Source organism: Chryseobacterium scophthalmum, from assembly GCF_900143185.1.
GTDB classification, from domain to species: Bacteria; Bacteroidota; Bacteroidia; order Flavobacteriales; family Weeksellaceae; genus Chryseobacterium; species Chryseobacterium scophthalmum.
On the sequence record NZ_FSRQ01000007.1, the window covers coordinates 26,986 to 53,547 of the forward strand.

A 26,562-nucleotide genomic window follows, 5' to 3' on the forward strand; every position below is an offset into this window, starting at 1 on the left:
AACAGTTAATATTTTGTGATTTGGTTACTCCAAAGATAGAGCCATTGATTTCTTTTGGAACCATAAATCTGATAAATCTCAGTTTTTGTAGTAATACTACGATTTGATGTAGTAGTTCTACGACTTTTGACACGAACACAGAAAAACCCTTTTGTATAAAGGGTTTTAGATATTATAAAATAAAATTATCACATTTATATGATTAATTTTAAGGAATTTTTAAGAAAGGTTTGGTATAATTAACAAATCTATTTATGCGAATTATTTTGCTGTATTTATGGCTCTCTGAATGTCTGGTATTCTTTAATAATATTCCCTGTTGTAGCGTCTATCTCAACATTTTCAATTATTTGAAACATCAAAGCATTCTTTTTACCCGTATCCCAATCCAGATACCAAGTCGGTATATTTTGATCGTTTAATTCTCGAAATACATTTGTTAATGGATCCATTAAATCCACTTTTTTGCTTAGAAGAAACTGTTCAACTTTCTCCCAAGGATAACTTTTGTACGGAATATCATAATCAACCTCTTTTATAAATTCTCCTTTTTCATTATATTCTTTCCAAATACCTTTTAAAAATCCATTATGAAAAGAAGTACCTATCATTTTTAAAAATCCATTTGCATGAAAATTTTTACTGATATTAAATGGTGATTTTTTGGTTTTTACCTCTATCGTATAGCCGTCCATTTTGGTTTTTGTAGTGTATTCATTATTTTCAAAAACCATGCTCTCGTTTTTTGTTGCTCTAACAGAATTACCATCTTCATCTATATAAGTCCAAACATTATTTTGCTGGTTTCTATTAAATTTATCTATATCAAATCGTTCCATTGTAAATTCTTTTTTCTTCGATTCAATTTTTTTCTTTGATTCAGTTTTTTCACTTTCTTGCCCATTACAAGAATTTAAGCTGAAGAAAAGAAGGATAATTATTATTTTGTACATTTATTCTGGTTTTACTAATGTATTTTTTCTAATGATGTCCCACTGCCACTTAAAAGTGGCATACCTTGGATTAGTATAATCCATAATATTTTATAAATCCGTTTGAAGTAGTTTCAATTCCCTGATCAGAATTAATTACAGTTTTGCCTTGCTTCACTTCACTTGTAACATCTCCCTCAATCATTTCCGTCAATTTTCCTGTAATAAACATACTTGTATCTCCAATTACAGAAGTCATTTCATAGCTCCCACACTTTGGGTAGCGTTTAATCCTATACTTTGGGTTCTGTTCATTCCAATAGTATCAGACTGATCCATTCCTAAACTAGTGGTCATGTTTTCAGACACATTAATAAACATATTCTTACAATTCAATGTCATCGTCTCTGGAGCAGTGATATTAATATTACTTCCCGTTGTATCGAGATGAATTTCATTACCCGATTTATCAGTAATAATAATACTTTCATCTTCTGTGAAAACCACTTTATGTCCGCTTCGGGTCATGATAGATTTTACACTGTTATCTGCAAATCCTCTCAAAGCTGTTCCCCATGAAACATTCCACCCATTACAAAAGGTCTGTCGGGATGATTATGTACAAAGTTTACCATTACCTGATCTCCAACTTCAAGGATTGCAAGGAACATTTTTCTTTAATAAAAAAAGCCTTAATAACAAGGCTCTTTTTTATTAAAAATACAATGTGGAAAACGGACATCTACCGAATCTTTTAAAGTATAAATTTTCGTACTATCAATTTTCCCTTCTTTATTGTAATATTTCCATTCTCCGAATTTAAAATTGTTTCTTACTTCGCCCTCTTCTTTTATTTGAAAGTTAATGCCATTTAAGGTTTTGTAATCTTTATGATAATAGTTTTTCCAAGCTCCATTTCCCTTTTTAAATTGAGTTTCATAATTTGCTACGGCAAAAACACCACTCAAGTCACCGTTCCTATCATAATTTATTAATCGCCAATCCATGTTATTGCTTTTCTTCTCATAATAAGAATTGATAGGCAATCCATTTTTTAGGTATACATCTTCGGAACTATTCTTATCTTTCCTAAACTGAATAGTAATGTTTGATACAAATATTTTTTCGACTCTGTCATATAACTTTCCATTCTTTGTTGTGTATTTTTTTTTTACTTCTTTTAATGACAGAATATTTTCTCCATCATATTTATAATTTCCCCACAAAGCTAACGAGTCACTCCTATTATCGGATGGATTAATTGGGTTAGCTGTTTTTTGTGAGTTAATTTTACAACCAATTAAAATAAATGATAGTACCAGTAAAATAAGATTCTTATTCATGATAATATTGTTTTGCTTCGTCTTGTATAACTTTCCATTGCCATTTATCAAATGTTTTTTGATTATTTAAATCATAATCCATAATATTCTCTGTAGTTTGAATTGCAAAACGATGGATATTTTTTCTTAAAACATTAATTTCATCGTTAAATCGGCTAATTTGCTCGTCAAAAATTCTTTCGTGCTCTCTTCTTAATTGAGAATTTCCGACATATTGAGCCGCATTATTTCTAAACCAATCCCTTTTTTCTTGTTCTTTTAATATTTTTTTATTCTCAATCGCTTGAATTTCTTGATCAACTGTTAGTGTTCCATCTAAAAAGAAGTGCTCCAAACCTAATGTATGACCGATCTCATGTGCATACGATTCAAAATGATTCAAATTTTGATTAAATATAATACAGTGCTTGTTAGCTAAGGGTACATTATAAGCAGCTCCTCCTGCAGTTGGTGAAGTTAATGGTGTTAAATACAAAAAAATTCCTTTTTTTCTTGTTAAACCAGGAAACATCAATTTAAATCTATCATTGATATAATTCATGTACAACCCCGTATCAACTTCCATTGTTGTTTCGTTTAAAAGCATTCCCCTATAAGCATTTTCAACGGACGCATTTTTAAGAGAAATTTTTCTAAATGCCCAATCATAAGGGTTTCCATCTGTATCATAATTAAACTTAATCTGTATTAAGCCTTGATTTAAACTTTGCTTATTTAAAAAGTCTTCAAATGCTTGTAATCCTCCTTTCGAATTTATCTGAGTGTCAATTACAGTTTCTCCAAAAGAAGCATCATCAACAATATACGTTTTTATCACATACACATTTATTGTATATTTAGGCTGGTCACTATTCTTCATAACCATCATTTTTCCCACCTCTTTTTTATCTTCTATTCCCGAGGAAGGGTCTTTAAGTTTTGCGAAGATTTTAATTTGTTCATTTACAGTAAAGGCTCGGTTACATTTTACTTTCACTTGATTATTTGCAAGATAATAATCTCTTGTAGCAGTACCTCCGAGATTTTTGCTTTGTTTACCTCCTGCAATCAATGTGCTCAATGCAATATTCGTCGGTGTTATTACCAAATCAGAATTACTGCTTTCAAACAAAATTTCTGTTGCATCAGAAGATAAAGTTTCTAATTCTTCTACTTCTATATCTAAAGTAACCTCTTGATTCAGCATTAAATTCAGAAAACTGCAATAGTAGTCTTTTCCATAGGGCGAAATAATGTTAGATACATCTGTTGTTTTGTATTCTATTTTTAGTTTTGTTGGATCAAGAGATAATTCTTTATTTGTTCCTCCAACGTTTGTTATCGGATAAATATATTCATCCCGTATCCAATCAAACCCAAACTCTCCATTGTATGTAGTATTTCTTCTAAAATGTATTAAAAACTTCTTTAAAACTATATTTGTTGAAATTATCGGAGGTTCTTCATTAGAAGCATAGCTCACTCCAGAATCAATTCCATTCTGTGTAAATTGATTTCCAAAGGAAGAGTTTTCAATATTTTTCCCTGCATAGGTTTTGGAAGCACCTCCGGTAGTTTCAATATAATCTCCCCCTATAAAAGATTCCTTGCCCATAACTAATGGTTTTTTGAAATTTCTGCAGAATTATTCTTAATCTCTTTTTGAGAATGCTGTTCAAAAACTCCCTGACTTTGATTGGTAATTTTACCATTAGCAACTCTTAATCGATCTTTTTCTGTATGCGATTCTTTATTTCCGGTAATAAACTCAGTCATTTTCCCTGTAACGTTTGTAATAAAATCAGTTCCAACAGAAAGCATATTTAATAAACCAACAGTAGAAGTTCTATTCATACCTGCACTTTCAGAAATATTCATTCCCACGGTATTGTTTTGGTTCATTCCCACGTTTGTGTTCATACTTTCCGTCACATTGATATTCATATTCTTACAATTCAGCGTCATTGTTTCAGGAGCAGTGATATTAATATTACTTCCCGTTGTATCGAGATGAATTTCATTACCCGATTTATCAGTAATAATAATACTTTCATCTTCTGTGAAAACCACTTTATGTCCGCTTCGGGTCATGATAGATTTTACACGGTTGTCTGCAAATCCTCCCAAAGCTGTTCCCCCATGAAACATTCCACCCATTACAAAAGGTCGGTCGGGATGATTGTGTACAAAATTCACCATTACCTGATCTCCAACTTCAGGTATTGCAACATAACCTCGGTTTTGGGTAATTTGATCCGTTCCTCCTGCATCGGGACTCATCATTCTTATAAAATGAGTTGTGTCGTTTGTTTGCCAATCAAATCGTACCTGAACTCTTCCCTGTCCTTCCGGATCGGTGTTTGAAATAACTGTCGCAATCTGTGGCTGTGCGATAGGAACAGTGAATTCAGGCTTTGGTAAAAATCCTGTGTCTGATGCAATTCCGGCAAAACTTCCGGTGTAATGTCCGATCGTATCTATTTCATGCGTGGTTTCCGTCACCATGATTCTTGTGAAATACGATGTTTCATTCGTATCAACTTTTCGCATTTCAATATCTATGCTGCAACCAGGATGCAAAAAAGGAACGGTTGTAGAACCTGAAAGATTGAAAACATTGACCGCCTCGCTTCCAGAAGTGCTTTTTTGTGAATACTCAACATCCAAATGAGTTGTTGCTTTGATGGGAGCAACTCTCAAAGAAGGCGTTTTATAAATTGTATCGTTGTGCTGATAAGCTGTTTTTGCCAAATCTCCAACATGCTGAATCGGTGTTGAACCCGACTTCAAAACTTCATTCTTATTACTATTGTAACCGTAAAATTGTGGTTTGGTATGAACCGCTTTTAATTCTACTTTTATGTCGTTTGCACTGCTTCCGTACGTTAATTTGATCGGCTTATTTTGTGGTGGAAGTTTTCCAAAATGAAGAACTTCTCCGTCGTAATAAAACTGTTCGCCATAAGCTTCTGCCATTCTCGCCAGATAATTGTAATGTGTTTCGTCGTACTGACTGCTGTAAATAATTTGAGAATAATCATTGGTATCAATTCTGATATCAAAACGGCTTTTATCTAAACCCTGTTTTATCACTTCTTCAGCAATAATTCCCATATTGACAGCCTGATTTCCACCAAAACTCTGAATATGCGGTGCTCCATCCAATAAAATTGTTGGACTGTAACCTGACAAAACGATATTTCCCAGACTCATTTTCTCCTGACTGAAACCAACTCCCGTGATAACGCCTACAAAAGTACGTTCCGGACTGTTTTCGATGTCTTTATAAGAAATGACAGCCGTTAATCTTTTGCCTAAAAATTTATTCGCTTCTTCTAAAGTATGGGTTTGGCGGTCGCCTAAAGTATCATGCGCTAAAGTAAGCGTAAATTCGTGGTGCTTTTGTGAGCTTTGGGTAAGCTTAAAATGTTTGTAATATTTGATCACCTTACCTTCAATGACCAAAGATAATTTTACCAATCGGTTAATTCCGGTATGATGATTCTCTGAAATTCCTGCCGCATTCTGAGACGGGCGGAAAACGGAACCTCCATTTTTTTCTGAGGTATTCATATTGTTGTGATTATGTGGTGGATTAAAGATATTAAATTTTATTTATCCATCTAAATTTTAAGTCATAAATTTCATATTCAGGCTTTTAACTTCATGTTATTGTAAAGAGAATTTGTCTTTTTAACTGGCTTTTTTAAGAACAGACTCAATTGCAGCCCTGCTTGAACGGAGCTCTTTTTTATTTTTTGGTGATAACCAGAAAATAAAAAAAGCGGGAGTGGAAGAAGGATAAGCTGCCCTAAAAAATAATAAAGCTTTTTTTACAATGCTCAAACCGAAATCTAGCCAAAATATTGAGTCAAAAAAGACCGTCTTTTCGGGACAGTCTTTATTTGAATCTCTACAAACCTTAATGAATTGCTGTTATGCAGTCGGCCAAATTCCTTCGTAAGCAGAGTTACCATAGTTGATTTTCTCAGCACTTACGATAAAGCTGATCAGCATTGAGTTTTCGTCTACCGCGTCGAAGTCTACTTCGTGTTGAATTACGTAACCGTTTTCCCAGCTTAAAGTAATCAAAGTTCCTTCTTCGTGAGATTTGTTGAACGTGATTTCACCTGTTGTAGGCTTGTATTTTCCGTTTAACAATGACTCAAGGATATCAGATTTTTCTGTTGCCTCGATTGTTAATTTGATCAGTGCATTTGAAGGATCTGATGCTACTCTACCTGAAACATCTGTAGATCTTGAAACGCTGTAGTTAAGCTTTAATAATTTTTGTCCTTCGCTACCGTTGAATTTTAAGATTCCTCTTGAATTTGCTGCCATAATAAGTAAATTTTAAATCGTTAGTATTTTTGTGATTTCTATAACCCAAAGATAGAAACATCGGAAATATTTTTAAAATTTTTAAACCATTATTTCGAAAATTGTAGTAATTCTACGATTTCATGTAGTAGAACTACGACATTTCATGAACATCAACCATTTTTTAACAAACATTGCTAAACTTTAATATAAAGTTCACATTTTATGGAATGATAATTGGCTATGTTTTTAAACACCATAAAAATAAAATATTATGAAAAAGTTAATGTTATTTGCCTTTGGAATAGGCTTAGTTGCGGCAAGTTGCGGATCAAAAGAACCGCAAATGTCTTCAGAAAACAAAGATTCGATGAATATAACTGCAGATACGTCTGCAAGTAAAGACTCGATGCCGGTGAAAAGTCCGGATACAGTGAAAATGCCTGTAGATACAGTTACAGCCCCAGTAAAATAAAGAATAAAATTTCAGACAAAAATAAATCTGCTGATAATTTCGGCAGATTTTTTATATTTGATTGAACAACCAAAACGTTTTAAATATGAAAAAAACAGGAATAGCAATGCTTTTAGGTTTAATGACTTTAGGAAGCTGTGCAGACAAAAAAGAAAACAGAGAAGCGTATAAAGAAAATCACAATAAAGACTCTCTGCTCAATCTATCGGCAGATTCTGCGGCTGCAAATTCTGAACCCACTAAACCGGAAAAAGATACTCCGAAAGCATTACGAGATACCGCTGCTACACCAACCGATTACGGCAGTAAAGAATCAAAACCTAATACCGCTGTAGGAGGCTCAAGATAAAAAACAAATCCGTAGAACATTCTATGGATTTTATTTTTAAAAAATTTACAAAACATCCCTCTTATTTTCATTAAAAAGAGAATAATTATTTAACTTAATTATTACATTTGTATCCAACAAAAAAAATTCATGAAAAAAACAGCAATATTATCATTCCTTTTTCTTGCAGCAATAGCATTTGCTCAGGGAATTAAATTTGAAGAAGGAAATTTTAAAAGTATTTTGGCTAAAGCAAAAAAAGAAAACAAGCTTGTTTTTATTGATGCTTATGCAGTTTGGTGTGGACCATGTAAATTAATGGTGAAAAATATTTTCCCGTTAAAGCCAGTTGGAGATTATTATAACGCAAACTTCGTCAATGCAAAAATTGACATGGAAAAAGGCGAAGGTATTGATCTTGCAAAAAAATACAATGTAAAAGTATTCCCTACTTATCTTTTCATCAACGGTGACGGTGAAGAAGTTCACAGAACAATCGGTTATGTTGAAGAAAAAGATTTCATCCAGTTTGCAATGGATGCAGGTGATCCTAATAAAAGACTGACTGCTTTAAAGCAAAAATTTGAAAAAGGAGAAAAAGATTCTGAATTCCTTTTAAATCTTGCTGAGCTAACTGTTTATAACGATACAGAATTTTCTAACAGAGTTTTGGAGCGTTATTTTGCTGCAAAACCGGAAATCAATCAGAATAACCTGCAACTTCTTTTCCAGGCAATGAAAAGCACAGAAGGAGCTCCTTACAAGATTTTCACAGAAAGAAAAGCTGACATCATGAAAATCATACCTGAGAAAAATCTTGAAAACATCGAGAAAAATGTGAAGGTAAATACAGTAATGAGCAAAGCTTACAACACAACAACCAAAAAGTTGGACGAAGCTTATTTCCTTGCAGAAACTCAAAAATTCATGACTAAAGAAGATGCTGAGAAACTTTTGAAAAGAGTAAAATCCAGCAGAGCTTTAAAAGACAAAGATTTTGCAACGTATGAGAAAATCAGTTTAGAATTATATAAAGATTATACGGCTGCATCATCTGACGAATTAAATTCTATTGCATGGAACTTCTTTGAAAATGTGACAACCAAATCTTCTTTGGAAACTGCTGTAAAATGGGCACAGGAATCTGTAAATAAGAATGAAAATTACGCAAATACAGATACTTTAGCAAACCTTTACAACAAAATTGGTGATAAGAAAAATGCTAAAATATGGGCAGAAAAATCACTTCAGCTTGGAAAAGCAGCTGGTGAAGATACTGCAGACACAGAAAAACTATTGAAGAGCCTTTAATCTTTAATTTTAAAACATAGAAAATCCCGCTGAACAATATATTTTTCAGCGGGATTTTTATTTATTAACATAGTTAATTGTTCATTACGTCAGTTCGAGTAGCGAAGCGTATCGAGAACAACTTTTCTTATTAAAACTTCTCGATACAGTTTTTTTCAAAAACTTACTCGAAGTGACGACGAAAACCTTTGACAATTTAATACTCAAACAAAATACTTCCCCAAGTAAAACCACTCCCAAAAGCCGAAAGAAGAACCAAATCTCCTCTTTTGATCTTTCCTAATTCAATCGCTTCACTTAAAGCAATCGGAATAGAAGCTGCCGTTGTATTTCCGTATTTCTGAATATTATTATGGATCTTTTCGTCCGGTAAACCAAATTTCTGCTGGACAAACTGGGCAATTCTTAAATTCGCCTGATGCGGAATGAACATATCGAGATCTTCAATGGTTTTTCCTGCTTTATCTAAAGCCTCCTTCATCGTTTCAGGAAATCTTGTCACCGCATGTTTGAAAACGAAATTCCCGTTCATAATCGGATATACTTCTTTATCCGTTACATTTTCAGGTTCTTTTCTCATTCTGTCGCTCCAGCCGTATTTTGAACCAGGGAATTGCGTACACAATTCATCTGCATATTTTCCTTCAGAATGCATATTCATCGCTAAAATATCTCCTGCTTTTTCATCTTCAGTTGCAGAAAGTACAATTGCTCCCGCACCGTCACCGAAAATTACAGAAACTCCTCTTCCTTCATCAGAAAAATCAAGTCCGAAAGAATGAACTTCAGCGCCTACAACCAGAATATTTTTATACGTTCCAGATTTAATAAAAGCATTCGCAACGCTCATTGCATACACAAATCCTGAACACTGGTTCCTTACATCCAAAGCTCCGATCGTATCACACCCCAACATATCCTGAAGTAAAACTCCACATCCCGGAAAATAATAATCCGGAGAAAGGGTAGCAAAAACAATATAATCGATATCTTTTGCCGTTAAACCAGCTTTTTCTAAAGCTTTTTCAGAAGCCTTAAAACCAAGATAAGCTGTCGTTTCCTGAGCATCGTTTCGGTTGATTCTGTGTCTTCTTTCTTTTATTCCGGTACGCTCGGTAATCCACTCATCATTGGTGGTCATTAGTTTTGCTAAATCATCATTGGTGACCACATGATCCGGAACATGAAATCCGATCCCTTTTATTGTACTTTTAATCATATAGTTTTTTCTAATTTTGGTAAAGATAAAATTATTTTATACATCATATTTCAAATTAATAGTATTTTTACTTTATGCCTATTGATACAATTTACAGAGATTCGGGATGCGAATGGATAGACGTGGAAGCGCCTACTGCAGAAGACATGAAATACCTTCATGAGCGCTACGAAATTAACAATCTTCTTTTGGAAGACACCTTAGATCCGAATCACCTACCCAAATACGAAGCCGACGGAAACGTAAAGTTTTTTCTTTTGCGTGAAAGCACCGAGCTGGAAAGAAAAAACCTCAACACCATAAGTGACATCAGTACGAAAATCGGAATTTTTCTTCTGGAAAACACGATTATCACTGTTCACAGAATGAAAACCAAAAGTATTTCGGAGACAAAAAAACAGCTTTCGGCAGGTCAGGAAAACTGTTCTCCCGATAAAGTTGCGTTAATGATTGCTCTGATTATTATGAAAAGTTTTGATGATGAAGCCATCAGTCTTTTTGAAACAATGGATAATATCGAGAACGAAATTTTCCTTAAAAATACCAATCACACGAATCAAATCCGCAGATTATATAAACTGAAACGAAAATCAGGATTGAACTCAAGAGTTTTGACGATTTCTACAGATGCTATTGATAAGTTTAAGCTACTCAATTTACAAGATTCTGAAGTGGTCGATTTAAAAGATAAACACAAAGATGTGGTTGCCGATTTTGATCATCTCAACATTCAGATTACCAACTTAATTTCGATGTTTCTGGCGCTGTCTGATCAGAAAGCCAATCAGGTAATGAAAGTTTTGGCGATTTATTCTGTTTACTTTTTACCGATCACATTTATTGCCGGTTTATACGGAATGAACTTTGACAATATGCCAGAATTACATACCAAACAAGGATATTTTTATACTTTAGGAGTAATGGGAATCATTGTGATTTGCACGTTTATTTATGCAAGAAGAAAGCAATGGTAAAACCAGTGAAAATACCTATTGATTTAAAAATAGTTTTTAATTAATTTTATAATATAAACAACAATAATCCAATTAGGTAAAACAAAAACCAATCATGAAAACAGAAATGCTTCAAAAAATTATTGAGGAGGACATGCTTTCTCAACATTCTAAAGATAAGCTAAAAGATTTGCATGAAAATATTTCACAAAAAGAATTCTCAGATATTCTGGATGCTGAAGGGAACCAATATATAAATTTTGTACAAGAAGGAGGTGGTGTTTGGGGGGTTGCATTGGTAGGCTATCTTTATGCATTAGAAATTTTCGGAATTCGGTTTCTAAGAATTGCAGGAACAAGTGCAGGTGCAATTAACACGATGTTGATTGCTGCTTTGGGTGATAGAAGCAAAAATAAAAGTAATCAAATAAAAAAAATATTATTTAACTGGAAATTTATCGATTTTATGGATGGTAAATCTATTGTTAGACAAATGGCCAGTCGTATTTTAAAAAGTAAAAATTATGTACAAAAAATAAGCTTTTCTTTTCTTTTACTAGCTTTTATAATAATAATTTTCCCTTTTCTTATTCTTTTCTTTAAAATAAATGCTTGGCTATATCTTATTCCATTTCTTTTATTATCTCTATCATTTCTTACAGTCTATCATTATTACAATCTTTTTAAAGTAAACAATGTAGGTCTTAATCCTGGTACGGCTTTCGAAAAAAAATTACAAGATGCGCTGGATAGTTTCAATATTAAAAGTGTAAGTGATTTAAATAAGGAGTACAATAAAAAAGGAAGGGCGCTCAACTTAAATTACCGTTATGGTAACGAAGATCAGTATTATAATATTGCTTTAAAAAATATTAAAAGTATCTACGACAATCAAATGGCAAACTTGAGTATATCAAAATTTAAGTTTTTTTTAGAATCTGCTCAAAACAATCATATTTACAAAGAAAACCCATTCACATTGCTCCGTTCAGATTATACTATTATAACAACTGACATTAATTCAAAAATAAAAATTGAATTACCTAAAATGGCAAACCTGTACTGGACCAAGGAAGAGCTTTCACAAATTAGTCCTGCAAAATTTGTCCGCGCATCCATGTCTGTTCCGTTCTTTTTTGAACCTATGATTAAGAAAATTGATACCTCCAAAGATTCTATTGTTCAAGCCTGGAAATTTTGGCTGAATGCAGATCCTGCCAATGTCTTTGAAGAAGGGATTTTTGTAGATGGTGGTAGTATCTCAAATTTCCCTATCGATATCTTTCATGAAAATGATATTTTTTATCCAAGAATTCCTGTTTTTGGTGTACGACTTATTAATAAAGCTGAAATTGGTGAAGCCAGAGGCTCAGGAAGTAAAGTAATACTGAAAAGCCCAATAAGTTTTGTAGGAAATATTTTTGATACCTTAAAAGGATTCAATGATAAGGCATTCTTAAACAAATATACTTTTTATAGTAGCCACAGCATTCAGTTTGTAGATTGTAGCCCTAGTAATTGGCTTAATTTTTTTATGGAAGACAAAGAAAAAAAAGAACTTTTCAATAAAGGATTTTTAGCCGGGCTTGAGTTTTTAGAAAAATTTGACTGGGAAAAATATAAATATGAAAGAATGTTAGTTGCTTTAAAAGAAAAAAATATTTTGCTACAAGAGACAAAACCCGATATGGGATAAAACTTAAATATCCAAGAATATTTTTTAATTATTTAAATTTTCAAAGTGGTAGCAATTTTAAAAATTTATTTCTATGATTTTTAAATGAAACAAAAAAAAGAAATAGTTTGAAATAAATTTCATCCAAAAAAAAATTCTTATATGGAAATAGAATGTTGTATCTGAACTTTATAGATCATTATATTTGCTCTTTAACAAAACTAATAAAGTTATAAAAAAGATTTTTTTATAATAAAAGCATGTAACGAAAAAATCAAAAATTTACTTTTAGAAAGATTTTATTCCATCTTACCAAATTTATTTTAATATGCTCATAATTTGGTTAAGCTTTATGATGTTAAGCTAGTAAAATTTATTAAACTAATAAAAACTGAAAAGCCTGTAATTGATAAAAAATTGCTTTTGCTTATCCATATCTAAAAAAATATGAGAAAAAATTCATAAAAATATTTAGAATTCTGAAATTCTAAATATCAATAATTAAAAACAATTATATGAAATCGGAAAAATGGTTTGAAACTAAAAAAGAAGCTGAAATAGATTCTGAAGGTAAAATAGTAGTTAAGAAAATAACACTTGAAAGGCAAAAAGACTTTGAAAAGAGAGAATTCATAGACTATGCAATTAAAATAATCGGAGTATTTTCTATTGGTATCCCTTTAGTTTTGTTTTTTTTTAATCAAAAATTAGAAAAAGATAAACAAATCAGAAATAAGCAACTGGAAACTTATACTTCTACAATGACAGACCTGCATAAATTTTCATATATCAATCCATTTGTACAAGATTATGAAAAAGAAGCATCGAAAGTCTTAAATGAAGTTTATCCTAAGGTTTTAATTCTAAATGACAAAAATGTTATTAAAGAATTTGAAAATTTAAATGAATATATTGAGTTTTGTATTCAAAACAATAGTTTTTTAATAAAATGTGATAAAATAAACATTTCAATTATTCATTATCTTCCCCAAAAAAATTATATAGACAAAAACGATGACTACAATTATTTGAATTATCAGAAAAAAAACCTCAGTGATTTCAGAAAATCTCAAAACCATCTTATAATAAAACAATTAAATCGTATCGACATTATTGTTGATAGTTTGAAAAATAATTTAAATACCCTTGATAACAAGAAAAAAGCACAATTAATTCCCTACAGAGGACCAAATTTTTATAAAACAGATTTTATGAATGAATATCAAGATTACACTAAAGAACAAATAAAAAAAATTAATGAAGAAATTAAAAATACTTTGGATCTCAATTAACTTTAAAATATTTTATAAATCGAATAAATAGTTTTTCATAAATAGAAATTATTTACTTGAAGTACAAATAATAAATTAAGAGACTTCCATCCATCAGAATAACAGATTAGTAAGCTTTTATGTGTGTCGTTCCGAATGAAATAAAGCTAAATGATAAATTTCTAAAATTACTAGCTTTTTCACGTTCTACCCTTTCCTCCACATCGGATCATGCTTTAAGATCGCCTCATTCACAATGCAATCTTCTGCGTGCGCACCTTTTATAAAACCAATGCTCATTAAAAACTCATTTACAATTTCGCCGCCTGTAAATTTGAAAGTTTTTTTAAACAGTTTCATCCATTCCTGTAAAGTTTTGGGATGATGATGTTCCAGCCATTTCTCAAAAGAACCGAATTCTTTTTGAAGCTCTATGATCGTTTTTGCATTTTCAATGGCAGCATTTACCTTTAGTTTATTTCTGATAATTCCGGGATCACTTAATAACCTTTCACGGTCTTCTTCACTATAAGCGGCAATTTTTTCGATATTAAAATTATCATACGCTTTCCTGAAACCTTCTTCTTTCTTTAAAATAGTTTCCCAGCTCAATCCTGCCTGATTGATCTCCATAATCAACCTTCCAAACAATTCATTATCATCATGAATCGGAAATCCGTAATGATTGTCGTGATATTTTTTGTGCAACTCTTTTCTGCTTTCAGGCTGCATTCTTTCGACTGCTGAACAATAACTCATGAAAATAAATTTTGTATAAAGTTAATATAAACTGCTGACAAGTGTTTGTCAGCAGCAGCATTTATTTAGAAAAACATTTTACAGATGATCTATAAAATCAAGATATTGAGGAACACTTTTTTCTATCCATTCCGGAGAAGGATTATGTTCCATTCCGTAATAAACAAAAGGGTCTTTGTAATCTGCTTTTATATATTCAAAGCTGAGTTCGAAAGGTCTTGTTAATTCTTTCATCGTGTATTTATATTTTCCGGAAGCACTAAAGCCTTCATCATCAATTCCTGTTGAAATTGCCAAAGCAATCTTTTTTCCGCCTACTTTAAATCCGCTTTTACTTCCATAAGCCCAACCGTGCAAAAGAACTTCATCCAACCATTTTTTCAATAAAGGCGGACTGCTAAACCAATAAAACGGAAACTGAAAAATAATTTTATCATAAGCTTCAATCAATTCTTGTTCTTTTTTAACATCAATATTTTCATCAGGATAACTTTCGTACAGTTGATGAACCGTATATTTTTCGGGAAACTTCTTCAATTCTTTCACCCATCTTTTATTGATCAACGACTCTTCCATTTTTGGGTGAGTAACGATTACTAATGTTCTCATATTTTTAAATTTCTTTTACAAAAATAATAGGTGTAACTTACATTTTGTACATTAGCAACCCATTGTATGGTACTATAAAAAATGTAAGTAATGACTAAAATAAAGGAAACTTCAACCAATTTTGCGAATAAAAAAGCACTCATCGATGAATGTCCGGAGCTTTATGCCTCAAAATTAATTGGCGGACAATGGTCACTTGCCATCTGCTGTTATCTGATCAACGGAAAACTGAGATTCGGAGAACTCAGAAAGATCCTCGGAAATATTACAGAACGTATGCTTACGCTTCAGCTTCGAAGACTTGAAGAAGATAAAATTATCACAAGAACAGTTTATGCAGAAGTTCCGCCAAGAGTGGAATATGAATTAACAGAAATTGGTTATCAGCTAAAACCCGTTATCGAAGAATTAGAAAAATGGGGAATTATGCACAAGCAAAGTATTTAAACTTAAGATCTTTATAGAAGTTTTAAACCGCTCGTTCCGGCTTTAAACGAAAAATTTCTTTTGCATTAAAAATAATAACGGCTAAAAATATAATTGCATAAGACAGAATCTGCAACCCTCCAAGAGCCTCGTGATAAACAGCTCCTGCTAAAACAAAGGCAATAATAGGATTGATATTGAGAATCATTCCGACTTTTGATGAGGCAATTCCTGATAACGCATATAAATTCAGCAATAATGGGACAATTGTGTACATTACTGCAATGATTTCAATATAGAAATAGAATTTAAATTCTGTAGGAACCGTTCCTGAATACGACGGAAAAAACGGCAATAAGATCAATGCCGCCAAGATCATATGGAAATTAAGAATCAGAAACTTATCAAACTTAGAATTTACACTCTGAATAATTAAATAACATGCATAAGTAGAACCAATTAAACTACTGTAAACCATATCAATAAGATTGGAATACGACAACAAAACACATCCTACTCCACTTAAAACTACCGAGATCCATTGTAATTTTGTCAGCTTTTCCCGAAGAATAAAAAAAGCAAGAATCGTTGTAATTATCGGACATACAAGATAGGCGACAGACGTTGCTCTCACACTGATATGATTCATCACATAGATAAACGAAAACCAATTTCCGGTAAGTAAAATACTGCTTAAAACATTTAATCCTACTATTTTATATTTACTGTCCTTTGAAATACTTTTAAAATATTTTAAATTTTCTTTAAACTTAGCTCTTCTAAAAAGTACCGTTACCACAGACATAATCAATGCACAGCTGAAAACTCTGTAAAAAAGGATGTCTAAAGAAGCATACGAATGCAGCGGTCTTAAAACCAGACTGAATGTTCCCCAAGTAGCGAATGCGAAAATGGCGGCTAAATAATATTTTAGATTCTTCAATTGAAGTAAAAGTATTTTATTGCTTTAAATAGAGACAAAGATAAGAATAAGGAAGCTGTGATTATAGAATAACTTTAGTACACGACATATTTTTCAACACAAAAGAGTCAAAAGATTTTATACAGAAATAAGTTGTTCAAAAACTAGCAAAAAAACAATAAATGAAAATTTTACATTTTAGAAACTTTTGAATCTCTCTTTTTTCAATCATTTCTTTTGATTCTTTTGCGGTAAAATACAATAATTGCAGCCCTTTTAATTTTGAAAACCGTAGTTTTGTAGAGATGTCAAATATAAAACTTCACATAAAATTCTACCGAGCAATAGTAATGATGCTTGTTGTAGCGTTTTCTTTATCTCCGTGTTCATTAAAGAGAGATGTATTGGAGGTTTTTGACATTCAGCACATCGGTACTCTCAACAAAGTAAAAACAACGGCACCATCATTTTCTGCTTGCGAGAGTTTTAATTCTTCTTCGAAAGTTTCCGTTTCAAAATCTGATTTTAAATTTAAAGGAATTGCATTTTCAGATTTTTTAAAATCGGATAATTTAAATTTTGAAAAGCCAGCTTTTTCTCAAAAAAATTATTCCGGAAACACTTCAGGAAACAGTCCTCCAAAGTATATTTTATTTAAAAGATTGAAACTGGATATGGCTTAGAATAATTTCTAAATCATTTTTCACAATCAATTTTTAAAATAAACTTTAATGACAAAAAATATGACCAATCAGCCTACTGATATGGCTGGTTTATATACATTATCAATCCGCCTTGTAATTGGCTGGACCTACTTTTCAGCTTTCTGGCGCAGACTTATTCTCGAAAACAAACTCATTCCCGATGAAGCCGGATATATCGGCGAAAAATTCAACCATTTTTTACCGAATGCTTTAGGAATAAAACCCATAATTGAATATCTGGTTACTCATCCTGATGCGCTGCAAACCTCAATGGTCAGCTTTACCATCATTGAAGCTATTGTAGGATTATTTATTATTTTGGGACTGTTCACAAGATTGATGGCTGCAGGAGTTTTTGCTTTAGCAATGGGAATTTTATTAGGTTCGGGATGGATAGGAACGACCTGTTTAGACGAATGGCAAATAGGCGTTTTGGGAATCGCTTGCGGTTTTACGCTTTTTCTTACAGGTAGCGGAACTTATTCTTTAGACCAATATTTTAAAAATAAAGAATATCGTTTTACTCAGAAAAAATGGTTTCATTATGTAGGTTCTGGGATTTTACCGATTAGAAATCTAAAACGTTTTGTACTTGTAGGTTCACTGCTTATTTTTGGATTGACGTTATACACCAATCAATATTTTCATGGTGGTATTTTTGGAACTCTGCATAATAAATCGGTGAAACCAAAGGTTGAAATTTCCAATATAAAAATGAATCTGTCGCAGGTAAAATTTGAGATTTACAGAACAGAAGGTGTCGATGTTTATGGTTCTTTTCTTATTGGAATTGATTTGTTAAATGAGCAAGGAGAAGTCATTCAATCCATGAATGGAGCTGAACTTTCAAAATTTTCTAAAGAAAAAATTCATAATCATTATGTGGCGAAAGTAAAGCCCGGAAAGCACAGTTTAATTATTCCTTTAGGTTCAAAAGCTGATTTAACGATTGATTTGAAAGATAATTCTTCTTCATCCGAAAAAATTTCATTGATAAAATTAACTGACATCAGCGGTGCGGAATGGATTGCGAAAATCAAATAAATTTAAATTAATATTTTATCATATTCACTGATTTTCTGAATATGATAAAATATTAATATCTGGAAAAGGTTTTATTTTGTAAATTTAAACTAATAACAAATTCAAAACTACCTCATGAAAAACTCAATTCTTCTAATTTTCATGCTTACATTCTTAAGTTTCGGAAACTTTGCAAAAGCCCAGAAAATATCCGATGGCGAAACTGCAGACGTTAACGGAATGAAAGTAAGCTTCAACATCCTTAATAAAGAAAGCATCCAAGTCGGAGGAAAAAACTTCGACCGCTACAAAGTATCGGCTTCGGTAAAAAATACGTCAGATAAATCTTACAATATCCGACTTACCTCTTACCCACAAATTGTAATGGACACCGGCATTGTAGAGCTCGATTGTGTAAATGCTACCGGAGCAAAACTAACATCGAAAAAGATTCAGCTAAAAATGAAAACTCAGATGATCAATGTTTCGTATTCTGCTTACGACAAATCCGGAAAGTTTGTTACCAACATCTTGCCTGTTATCGGAAGTTATTATTTTGATACAGGAGATACAATTAATGATGATGCTATTTTTATTGTTCCACAGGGTGAAAAACCTGAGGTAAGTGTAAGAAGTTTGAGATAATGTTTTGAAAAAATATGACTAAATGCTTATTTTTCTGTTTCTTAATAATCCAGTTCAATTTTTTGTTGGGCCAAAGCAATTTGGAGTATGATAAAATTTTGAAAATTGAAAATCTGAAATTCAATGACTCTGAAATCAGGGTTTATAAAGATTACCAAACTTCTACAGGTTTAGAGCTCTTTCGGTTTTATAAGGACAACAATGAAAACTGGAAAGCTGAATTTTATAACACTGTAGCTTCAAAAAATAATAAAGATGAAACGATTATAAGAACAAGGAAGTCTAAATTAAATTCTCTGAAAAATTTTGAACTGATTTGGTTACAAATCCTAGACACTCAAATTATTCATCTTCCTAAATGGGAAGCTTTCCAATACAAATTAAAAACTATAAACAAGAAATATCAGATTGAAGATGGCGAACTTTTATCATCATCGTCTAATATTGCCGTTCTTGACGGAGTATCTTTTTATGTGAAAATTAAAGTTGGAAAAAAAGAAAATGAGTTCATATATTACAATCCTAAGTCTTATTTAGAAACATATCCTAATGTAGATGAATTGCTTTCGTTTCAAGAATTACTGAATCTTATTAGTAATGAATTTAATATTTTTATAAAAAAATAATTCAAACATTACACTAAGCTTACAAAAAAACACCTCTGAATACAGAGGTGTTTTTTATATAATAAATTGATATTAATTATAATTCTAAGAAACTGTGTGCTACCGCAACTTCTTTAGTTCCGCTTCCTTCGATTGTATCTGTTTCTGCAACTTCACCATCAATATAAATTGATACAATAAGTTTAGAATCAGCATTCAAAAGATTAGCATTTGCTGCAAAATTTAATTGAGACTGGCTAGAATTTACAAAAAACTCACCGCTCGTCCAAAGTAAACCAGGAGAATCAAACAATGTTTCCTGCTTTGTTCCTACCTGAGTAATAATCGTTTTGAATGTACTTACAGGAGGAGTAGGAGCTGTACCGCCATTAACTATTTTTGCTTCAAACTGTACCAAGTGATCTTGAAACTGGTCTTCGTCGTCGTCATCTTTACAAGAATTAAAAACAGAAGCTACTGAAAGTAATATCACTGCTAAAAATGAAAGTCTAAGTAAATTTTTTGATTTGTAAAATTGCTTCATTTCTCCAAATAGATTTTTTAATGTTTCAAATATAGGATTTTTATCAATATAAAAATAACTTTTATGAAAATTTTCCAACAAAGATTTCCAAATAATATCAAATCAATAAAAGACTCAATATGCTTTCTATGATGTAAATTCTTGATGATATTTTATATTTACCTGAGCATTTCGTCTTAAAATTATTAAATAGAAATCTCAATATTATTATCTTTGCTAAATGAATTTAGATTATATCGTAAGAGAACCCGAAAATATTAGTTCAATTACCCCCATTCTTTTCATGCTTCACGGTTATGGCAGCAATGAGCAAGATCTTTTCAGTTTTAGAGAAAGCCTTCCGGCAGATTGGATTATTGTGAGTTTCAGAGCTCCAAAACCTACTCAGTTTGAAGGATATTCTTGGTTTGATATCGATTTCAACAATCCTGAACAATTTATAGATATCGATCAGGCAAAAGAAGTTCTTGAAAGTGTTCTGCAAAATATCATGGCAATTACCAACAAATATGGGCTTACTAGAAATAAAACACATCTTTGCGGATTCAGCCAAGGTGGAATTCTGTGTTACAGTTTAGCTTTAAAATACCCTGAGCTTTTTAATTATGTTGCCTGCTTAAGTAGTTATCCTGAAGAAAAACTGCTTACTGATATTGTGAAAGATAAAAAGAAATTAGAAAATCTACGTTTCTTTGTTTCTCATGGTACAGACGACGCCATTATCCCTATGGATTGGGGAAGAAAAGCTGCAGATCTTCTGTATGATTTGAGTTGCTATTTCACATTCAGAGAATATATGAGCGGTCATGGTGTCAACCAAAAAAATTATATTGATCTGATGGAATTTTTCTCAAAATAGCACATTAAAAAATCATTGTCGATTTATAAAATATTAAACATTCATACTCATGAATGTTTTTTTTGTAACATATGATATAATTTACTAAATTCAAAACATGAAATTCAGATTTTTAATATCAATTTTACTGTTCAGTATTTTCATTAATGCTCAAAATAATTTTGAGATTAAAAACGGAAATAAAGTAGTGATTCCTTTTAAGTTGATTAATAATTTAATCTTCATTCCTATTAACATCAATGGTGCAGAACTCACCTTCATGCTTGATAGCGGAGTAACAGAAAACACTATTTTCAGCCTTGAAGACAAAGAAATAAAGCTAAGCGCAATGGAAAAAATGAAATTTTCCGGGCTTGGTGGTAACAGAAGTATTGAAGGATTTAAATCTGATCTTAATGTCGGGAAAATTGGGAAAAACTTCGTTAATGATTCTTTGATGGTTTACATTATTCAGGATGAGGAATTCAATATTTCTTCACACATAGGAATTCCCGTGAACGGATTTATCGGCTATCATTTTTTTAAAGACTACCCAATTATCATAGATTACAGTTCAAAAAAAATTACCGTTTTTAAAGACCGCGCTCTTTTTGAAAAGAAAATTAAAAAGTTTGATGAGTTTCCTATTTCTATTGAGAAAAATAAACCTTACATTTCTGCTGATGTAGAAATGACAAGCGACAAAAAAGCTTCAAAAATGTTAATTGATATTGGCAATAGCGATGCTATCTGGTTATTCCCTACTCTGATAAAAGATTTTGTCTACAACAGACCCAATATTGATGATTTTTTAGGCAGAGGTTTTAATGGAGATATCTATGGAAAAAGAAGCAGAATTCATCAGCTTAATCTTGGGAAATTTAAGTTTGAAAAACCTTTAACTGCGATGCCGGATGAATTTTCTATTCAGCACCTCAATTTGGCAAAAGATAGGAAAGGTTCAGTTGGAGGAGAAATCATGCGTAGATTTACAGTAGCTTTTGATTATCCGAACGAAAAAATATATCTTAGAAAAAATAGAAATTACGATGATCCTTTTCATTTTAATATGAGCGGGCTCGATTTTAAACAAGACGGTCTTCAATGGGAGAAAGATTATTTAACTTTTAAAACACTAACTGAAAAATCGGCAACAGGTGAAAACCAAACTTATAACAGTAATCTTTATTATAAATTTGTTTTAAAACCTCTATTTTCACTTGCGGGTGTAAGAAAAGATTCTCCTGCAGATAAAGCAGGCCTAAAAAAAAATGATCAATTAATAACCATTAACGGAAAGAAAACTTCAGAGATGACATTGAACAAAATTATGGAAATGATGAAATCTGAAGAAGGAAAAACAATCAATATCACCGTAGACAGAAAAGGTTTAGAGCTAAAATTTTCGTTTACATTAGAAGACCCCATTCCCTATCAAGAATAATATGGAAACAAAAGAAACCACTTTAGATAAAATAAGAACTCGCCCGAGATTTAAAATGTATACGCATCTCAGCAAAGAGACGTATGCCGAAAATCTGAAAAAATATTTAGTTGAGCATAAAGACGAATTTACAGGCAATGTAAACACAGAAGTTGCGACCATTTCTGTTTTAACCAAAGACGATAATTACTGGAAACCTTGTTTAGCACTCAGAACCGAACTTGATGAAGAAATTACGGTTATAAGAGGAGTTTTCGGACCAAGTTCTGCAGTGTGGACATTTTTTATGTTTCTCTATTTCTTGTTTACCATTTCGTGGATGACTTTTTTCACCATGTATTATGTAGAAAATCAAATCAACAGCCACGAATATCCGTGGGCTTTACACGCTTCATTTTTAATGCTCATTTTCATTGCAATTACTTACACAGCAGCAAGATTCGGACAAATAAAAGCTAAGGAGGAAATGAAAAAACTCCGCAAATTTGCGGAGGAATCTACTTTAAAATTCGAAAAAATAGTTTAGTTTTCTGAAGTTTCAGTTTCCTGAAGAGCCGATTGTGAAGCTTTTGCTGCTTTTATAGAATCTGATATTTTCTCACGATTGGTTTGCTCGAAAACCATTTTTTCAACATTAGGCTGAATCAATTTGGTCATTTCTTCAACTGAAATATTATTGGCATTAGGATCATTCAGAAGATTTCTCCAGGGTTTTCTTTTTCCCCAAGGATAGTCACCAAAAACCATTACCGGTGTACCTTTCGCTTTTGTGGTTGCACCACCCGGATTTAAAATCCATGTATCTGCATAATTATATAACCAAATTGCATCTTTCATTAATAATCTTAGGCAAGAATGAGATGCAGGATAACCAGGAAGGTCATACTGATGCCATCCTATTCCGTGGGTATTGTGAATATTGAAATTATAAGGAAGTTTCCATTCGCTTTTTACCGTGGAAATTGCGAGTTTCTTTTTCCAATTCGCAAACATCAAACCTCTGTCGGTTTGAGCTGCTTTTTTTCCCATACTTGTTGGTCCCCATTTTACCAAGGCTCCGTTTGAATATACTCCGTAAGCTTGAATAGGATATGAAAATATGACAAACTTTTTCACATCGCTCAATACATCAAGCTGCATTGGGAAAGGTGAATATGTCATTAAAGTGGTGTCTATTTTTGCAGGAACCACCAATGTATCAGAATTCCATTTGCTTTTGGAATCTAATCTGTTTAATGCTAAAATTGCATATCGTTCTCTTTCTGTATATTTTTTACTGAAAATCGCATACAGAGAATCTCTCAGCTTTTTATCTTTTGGGATTGCAAAGGCATTGTAAAATCCGTTCTCCTGCATCATTGGCGGCGCAGATTCTTCTACCGGTTTTGTTTTGATAGAATCAGGATTGGCGGTATTTTTTGCAATTTCTTCTGAGGTAGAAGTCTGTTGCTGATTTTGATCTACAGCTTCTTCTTTTTTACAGGAAGTAAGACATAATGCAAAAAATAAAGTGTAAAATATTGATTTTTTCAAAGTTAGGTTTTTCATAAATATAATGATTCATCAGAGTCTCGTATAGACTTACAAATATCAGACCTAAATTATAAAAACACAGGACTTTTAATTCTACAAGTCTTGATTAAATTTACAAAAATCATTTTTCATTTAGACAATAAATTATATATTTACCAATAATTCATCATTATTTGAATTATTAAAATATAAATATTTTTAAAACAATGAAAAAAACAACGATTTATTCGATTACTGTAGCTTTTGCTTTAATTTTAATTCTTTCATCTTTTCAAATTTCCAGAGGAAGACACCTTTACAGAAATCAATGGACAATCCCTTCACAGAAGCAACTTCAGATTAAAAATTCATCAAAAGAAAATTTAAATGTGGTTTTATATAACACTTCGAAAACAGAAGATTTGAAATATATTACCGATAAAAATCAGACAAAAGTACTTCCGAAAAACGATTCTGTAGTAACAAAAATCAATTTTATAAATGAATTATACATCGTAAACAATTCGTCTCAACAGAATTTATTTAAAATTAAAATCATTAATAACAGCGGAAAAATAAAGGCAACCGTAAAAGATAAATCGTCTAAATAACCATTCTTTAATTAGCCGAAATCAAACATTACTATCAAAAGATGGTAATGTTTTTTTTTGTGATTAATCGACAACATTTTAGAGGGCATTCAAATGATTTTCATGTTTAAAAAAGCACTTTCTAGAAAATAGTTTTGGAAGGATTATTATAATTCTGTCCGCATTTTAGGTAAAAAAAAGCCAGCAGCAATAAATTGCTACTGGCTGATCATTAAGTTATGATTGATTAATACCTAAGTATTTTATCTTTTTATAAACTTAAATGTTTTAACATCATCTTTAGTGAATACCTGAATCAAGTAAACTCCCTGAACTAATGAATGAACATTAATGCTTCTTTCATTTTTAGATAATGTTTTCTCGGTAACTTTTCTACCGTCAGCTGCATAAATCGCTAATTTTATAATTTTCTCCTCTCCACTTATGTTAAGGATATCTATTACAGGATTAGGATAAATTTGCATATCTGAGTTTGGTTTTATAGCGTTACCTACACTTAAACTCGCATTGTAAGCAAGAACAGCCAATGAAGCTGTAGACTCACAAACCCCCACTGTTTGGGTTGCATAATACGTTGTATTATTTACAATCACTGTAGTGATTGGTAAACTTCCCGTATGATTTGCCGCATCTGTAGCAGAAGCATACCATTTGATATTCTGCCCGGTAACTACTAAAGCACTTAAAGTATTTCCTAAATTAAAGCTTTGTACTGCCGCTCCAGTAGGAGCTGCTACTGCACTTGATTGAGTTACTGTCGCACTTACTGTTCCTGTACATCCGTTTGCATCAGTAATGGTTACTGTGTAAGTTCCTGCAGCTAAACCTGTACGGTCTTCTGTAGTGATTCCTCCTCCCCAGTTGAAAGTATAAGGTGCTGTTCCTCCCGTTGGAGTTAAGTTAATAGCTCCTGTAGAACCTCCGTTACATGCAATATTAGTAACTACTGTTGTTCCTGAAACCGCTGATGCAGGTTGAGTAATTGTTACTGTTCTCGTAATTGTACATGCATTAGCATCTGTCACTGTTACCGTGTAAATTCCTGCGGCTAATCCTGAAGCTGTTGCTGCAGTTCCACCGCTCGGTGACCATGAGTAAGTGTAAGGTGCTGTTCCTCCCGTTACAACAATATTTGCTGTTCCGTTAGATCCTCCGTTACATGAAATGTTTGTTTGAGAAGTTGTTGCACTCATTGCTGTTGGCTGAGTGATGGTTACCGTTCTCGTAATTGTACATGCATTTGCATCCGTTACTGTTACTGTATAAGCTCCTGCTGATAATCCTGAAGCTGTTGCTGCTGTTCCACCGCTCGGTGACCATGAATAAGTGTAAGGTGCTGTTCCTCCCGTTACAACAATACTTGCTGTTCCGTTAGTTCCTCCGTTACATGAAATGTTTGTTTGAGAAGTCGTTGCACTCATTGCTGTTGGCTGAGTTACAGTAGCACTTACTGTTCCTGTACATCCGTTTGCATCAGTAATGGTTACTGTATAAGTTCCTGCTGATAATCCTGTACGATCTTCTGTAGTGATTCCACCTCCCCAGTTGAAAGTATAAGGTGCTGCTCCTCCTGTTGGTGTTAAATTAATAGCTCCTGTAGAACCACCGTTACACGCAATATTAGTAACAACTGTTGTGCCTGAAACTGCTGATGCAGGTTGAGTGATTGTAGCACTAACTGTTCCTGTACATCCGTTAGCATCAGTAATCGTTACTGTATAAGTTCCAGCTGCTAAACCTGTACGGTCTTCGGTTGTGATTCCTCCTCCCCAGTTGAAAGTATAAGGTGCTACTCCTCCTGTTGGTGTTAAATTAATAGCTCCGGTTGAACCTCCGTTACATGCAATATTTGTAACAACTGTTGTTCCTGATATTGCTGTAGGTTGAGTGATGGTTACCGTTCTCGTAATTGTACAAGTATTTGCATCAGTTACTGTTACTGTATAAGCTCCTGCTGATAATCCTGAAGCTGTTGCTGCAGTTCCACCGTTTGGCGACCATGAGTAAGTATAAGGAGCAGTTCCTCCCGTTACAACAATACTTGCTGTTCCGTTAGTTCCTCCGTTACATGAAATATTTGTTTGAGAAGTCGTTGCACTCATTGCTGTTGGCTG

General features: G+C 32.5%; 30 protein-coding genes. 15 read left to right on the forward strand and 15 right to left on the reverse strand.

Features of this window, described 5'->3' with window-relative positions; genetic code table 11:
• Window positions 1–275: 275 nt before the first annotated feature.
• From BUR17_RS20360 to tssD, 8 genes are all read right to left on the reverse strand, one after another.
• Window positions 276–953, reverse strand: a complete 678-nt coding sequence (locus tag BUR17_RS20360) for a hypothetical protein (RefSeq protein ID WP_074232333.1) — start codon at window positions 951–953, stop codon at window positions 276–278.
• Window positions 954–1,023: 70 nt separating this feature from the next.
• On the reverse strand, window positions 1,024–1,191 hold the full coding sequence (locus BUR17_RS20910) for a hypothetical protein (RefSeq protein WP_185116698.1): 168 nt from the start codon (window positions 1,189–1,191) through the stop codon (window positions 1,024–1,026).
• Window positions 1,188–1,496, reverse strand: coding sequence for a hypothetical protein (locus tag BUR17_RS20915; RefSeq protein ID WP_074232334.1), 309 nt, complete (start codon window positions 1,494–1,496; stop codon window positions 1,188–1,190). The genes BUR17_RS20910 and BUR17_RS20915 overlap by 4 nt, the downstream gene beginning before the upstream one ends.
• Window positions 1,493–1,603 carry a phage baseplate assembly protein V gene (locus tag BUR17_RS21115; RefSeq protein ID WP_228418887.1) on the reverse strand — a complete coding sequence of 37 codons (111 nt, stop codon included), beginning with the start codon at window positions 1,601–1,603 and terminating at the stop codon, window positions 1,493–1,495. Before BUR17_RS21115 ends, BUR17_RS20915 begins: the two co-directional genes overlap by 4 nt.
• Before the next feature lie 21 nt (window positions 1,604–1,624).
• Window positions 1,625–2,275 (reverse strand): hypothetical protein, encoded by a 651-nt coding sequence (locus tag BUR17_RS20370; RefSeq protein WP_074232335.1) that lies wholly within the window; start codon window positions 2,273–2,275, stop codon window positions 1,625–1,627.
• Entirely contained in the window at window positions 2,268–3,869 is a 1,602-nt protein-coding gene (locus BUR17_RS20375) for a hypothetical protein (protein ID WP_074232336.1), read from the reverse strand. Before BUR17_RS20375 ends, BUR17_RS20370 begins: the two co-directional genes overlap by 8 nt.
• Window positions 3,870–3,871: 2 nt before the next feature.
• A complete protein-coding gene (locus BUR17_RS20380) occupies window positions 3,872–5,827 on the reverse strand; it encodes a type VI secretion system Vgr family protein (protein WP_074232337.1) in 1,956 nt (651 codons plus the stop codon).
• A gap of 363 nt (window positions 5,828–6,190) precedes the next feature.
• On the reverse strand, window positions 6,191–6,595 hold the full coding sequence (tssD, locus tag BUR17_RS20385; RefSeq protein ID WP_074232338.1) for a type VI secretion system tube protein TssD: 405 nt from the start codon (window positions 6,593–6,595) through the stop codon (window positions 6,191–6,193).
• 253 nt (window positions 6,596–6,848) lie between these two features.
• Here tssD and BUR17_RS20390 point away from each other — a divergent pair, with 253 nt between their 5' ends.
• The 3 genes from BUR17_RS20390 (at window position 6,849) to BUR17_RS20400 (ending at window position 8,688) form a co-directional block, all read left to right on the forward strand.
• Window positions 6,849–7,049, forward strand: coding sequence for a hypothetical protein (locus BUR17_RS20390; RefSeq protein WP_074232339.1), 201 nt, complete (start codon window positions 6,849–6,851; stop codon window positions 7,047–7,049).
• A gap of 85 nt (window positions 7,050–7,134) precedes the next feature.
• Window positions 7,135–7,398 (forward strand): hypothetical protein, encoded by a 264-nt coding sequence (locus BUR17_RS20395; RefSeq protein ID WP_074232340.1) that lies wholly within the window; start codon window positions 7,135–7,137, stop codon window positions 7,396–7,398.
• A gap of 129 nt (window positions 7,399–7,527) precedes the next feature.
• Window positions 7,528–8,688 (forward strand): thioredoxin fold domain-containing protein, encoded by a 1,161-nt coding sequence (locus BUR17_RS20400; protein ID WP_074232341.1) that lies wholly within the window; start codon window positions 7,528–7,530, stop codon window positions 8,686–8,688.
• Window positions 8,689–8,884: 196 nt separating this feature from the next.
• On the opposite strand, the gene BUR17_RS20405 is transcribed toward BUR17_RS20400, so the two are convergent.
• The gene (locus BUR17_RS20405) at window positions 8,885–9,907 is read right to left on the reverse strand and encodes a 3-oxoacyl-ACP synthase III family protein (protein WP_074232342.1); all 1,023 of its coding nucleotides are present in this window, start codon (window positions 9,905–9,907) and stop codon (window positions 8,885–8,887) included.
• Between the two features lie 74 nt (window positions 9,908–9,981).
• Between BUR17_RS20405 and BUR17_RS20410 the strand changes: the two genes are divergently transcribed.
• The 3 genes from BUR17_RS20410 (at window position 9,982) to BUR17_RS20420 (ending at window position 13,827) form a co-directional block, all read left to right on the forward strand.
• Window positions 9,982–10,881: a magnesium transporter CorA family protein gene (locus tag BUR17_RS20410; RefSeq protein WP_074232343.1), complete on the forward strand. Its 900-nt coding sequence runs from the start codon at window positions 9,982–9,984 to the stop codon at window positions 10,879–10,881.
• 94 nt (window positions 10,882–10,975) lie between these two features.
• Window positions 10,976–12,556 carry a patatin-like phospholipase family protein gene (locus tag BUR17_RS20415; protein WP_074232344.1) on the forward strand — a complete coding sequence of 527 codons (1,581 nt, stop codon included), beginning with the start codon at window positions 10,976–10,978 and terminating at the stop codon, window positions 12,554–12,556.
• 494 nt (window positions 12,557–13,050) lie between these two features.
• Window positions 13,051–13,827, forward strand: a complete 777-nt coding sequence (locus tag BUR17_RS20420; protein ID WP_074232345.1) for a hypothetical protein — start codon at window positions 13,051–13,053, stop codon at window positions 13,825–13,827.
• 186 nt (window positions 13,828–14,013) lie between these two features.
• Here BUR17_RS20420 and BUR17_RS20425 read toward each other — a convergent pair whose 3' ends face one another.
• Complete coding sequence (locus tag BUR17_RS20425) at window positions 14,014–14,565, reverse strand: DNA-3-methyladenine glycosylase I (protein ID WP_074232346.1); 552 nt, start codon at window positions 14,563–14,565, stop codon at window positions 14,014–14,016.
• A 78-nt stretch (window positions 14,566–14,643) separates the two neighbouring features.
• Window positions 14,644–15,174, reverse strand: a complete 531-nt coding sequence (locus BUR17_RS20430) for an NAD(P)H-dependent oxidoreductase (protein ID WP_074232347.1) — start codon at window positions 15,172–15,174, stop codon at window positions 14,644–14,646.
• Between the two features lie 90 nt (window positions 15,175–15,264).
• Here BUR17_RS20430 and BUR17_RS20435 point away from each other — a divergent pair, with 90 nt between their 5' ends.
• Window positions 15,265–15,621, forward strand: a complete 357-nt coding sequence (locus BUR17_RS20435; RefSeq protein WP_074232348.1) for a winged helix-turn-helix transcriptional regulator — start codon at window positions 15,265–15,267, stop codon at window positions 15,619–15,621.
• Between the two features lie 22 nt (window positions 15,622–15,643).
• Here the strand turns inward: BUR17_RS20435 and BUR17_RS20440 are convergent, their stop codons facing one another.
• A complete protein-coding gene (locus tag BUR17_RS20440; protein ID WP_074232349.1) occupies window positions 15,644–16,543 on the reverse strand; it encodes an EamA family transporter in 900 nt (299 codons plus the stop codon).
• Window positions 16,544–16,827: 284 nt separating this feature from the next.
• On the opposite strand from BUR17_RS20440, the gene BUR17_RS20445 reads away from it, so the two are divergent.
• The 4 genes from BUR17_RS20445 (at window position 16,828) to BUR17_RS20460 (ending at window position 19,520) form a co-directional block, all read left to right on the forward strand.
• Window positions 16,828–17,205, forward strand: a complete 378-nt coding sequence (locus BUR17_RS20445; RefSeq protein WP_074232350.1) for a hypothetical protein — start codon at window positions 16,828–16,830, stop codon at window positions 17,203–17,205.
• 48 nt (window positions 17,206–17,253) lie between these two features.
• Complete coding sequence (locus BUR17_RS20450) at window positions 17,254–18,270, forward strand: TQO small subunit DoxD (RefSeq protein ID WP_084550859.1); 1,017 nt, start codon at window positions 17,254–17,256, stop codon at window positions 18,268–18,270.
• Between the two features lie 114 nt (window positions 18,271–18,384).
• Window positions 18,385–18,894, forward strand: coding sequence for a hypothetical protein (locus BUR17_RS20455; RefSeq protein WP_074232351.1), 510 nt, complete (start codon window positions 18,385–18,387; stop codon window positions 18,892–18,894).
• A gap of 98 nt (window positions 18,895–18,992) precedes the next feature.
• Window positions 18,993–19,520, forward strand: a complete 528-nt coding sequence (locus tag BUR17_RS20460; protein WP_143747637.1) for a hypothetical protein — start codon at window positions 18,993–18,995, stop codon at window positions 19,518–19,520.
• Between the two features lie 76 nt (window positions 19,521–19,596).
• On the opposite strand, the gene BUR17_RS20465 is transcribed toward BUR17_RS20460, so the two are convergent.
• Window positions 19,597–20,043 (reverse strand): hypothetical protein, encoded by a 447-nt coding sequence (locus tag BUR17_RS20465; protein ID WP_074232361.1) that lies wholly within the window; start codon window positions 20,041–20,043, stop codon window positions 19,597–19,599.
• Between the two features lie 220 nt (window positions 20,044–20,263).
• Here BUR17_RS20465 and BUR17_RS20470 point away from each other — a divergent pair, with 220 nt between their 5' ends.
• The 3 genes from BUR17_RS20470 to BUR17_RS20480 all read left to right on the forward strand — a co-directional run bounded on the left by BUR17_RS20470 (window position 20,264) and on the right by BUR17_RS20480 (window position 22,851).
• Window positions 20,264–20,902 carry an alpha/beta hydrolase gene (locus BUR17_RS20470; protein ID WP_074232353.1) on the forward strand — a complete coding sequence of 213 codons (639 nt, stop codon included), beginning with the start codon at window positions 20,264–20,266 and terminating at the stop codon, window positions 20,900–20,902.
• A gap of 97 nt (window positions 20,903–20,999) precedes the next feature.
• Window positions 21,000–22,325 (forward strand): PDZ domain-containing protein, encoded by a 1,326-nt coding sequence (locus tag BUR17_RS20475; RefSeq protein WP_074232354.1) that lies wholly within the window; start codon window positions 21,000–21,002, stop codon window positions 22,323–22,325.
• Between the two features lies 1 nt (window position 22,326).
• The gene (locus BUR17_RS20480; protein ID WP_074232355.1) at window positions 22,327–22,851 is read left to right on the forward strand and encodes a hypothetical protein; all 525 of its coding nucleotides are present in this window, start codon (window positions 22,327–22,329) and stop codon (window positions 22,849–22,851) included.
• On the opposite strand, the gene BUR17_RS20485 is transcribed toward BUR17_RS20480, so the two are convergent.
• Window positions 22,848–23,873 carry a L,D-transpeptidase gene (locus BUR17_RS20485; protein ID WP_084550862.1) on the reverse strand — a complete coding sequence of 342 codons (1,026 nt, stop codon included), beginning with the start codon at window positions 23,871–23,873 and terminating at the stop codon, window positions 22,848–22,850. The genes BUR17_RS20480 and BUR17_RS20485 overlap by 4 nt on opposite strands.
• A gap of 191 nt (window positions 23,874–24,064) precedes the next feature.
• On the opposite strand from BUR17_RS20485, the gene BUR17_RS20490 reads away from it, so the two are divergent.
• The gene (locus tag BUR17_RS20490) at window positions 24,065–24,448 is read left to right on the forward strand and encodes a hypothetical protein (protein WP_074232356.1); all 384 of its coding nucleotides are present in this window, start codon (window positions 24,065–24,067) and stop codon (window positions 24,446–24,448) included.
• Between the two features lie 242 nt (window positions 24,449–24,690).
• On the opposite strand, the gene BUR17_RS20495 is transcribed toward BUR17_RS20490, so the two are convergent.
• Window positions 24,691–26,562, reverse strand: a 1,872-nt coding sequence (locus BUR17_RS20495) for a T9SS type A sorting domain-containing protein (protein ID WP_143747638.1), incomplete at its 5' end; no start/stop codon positions are given.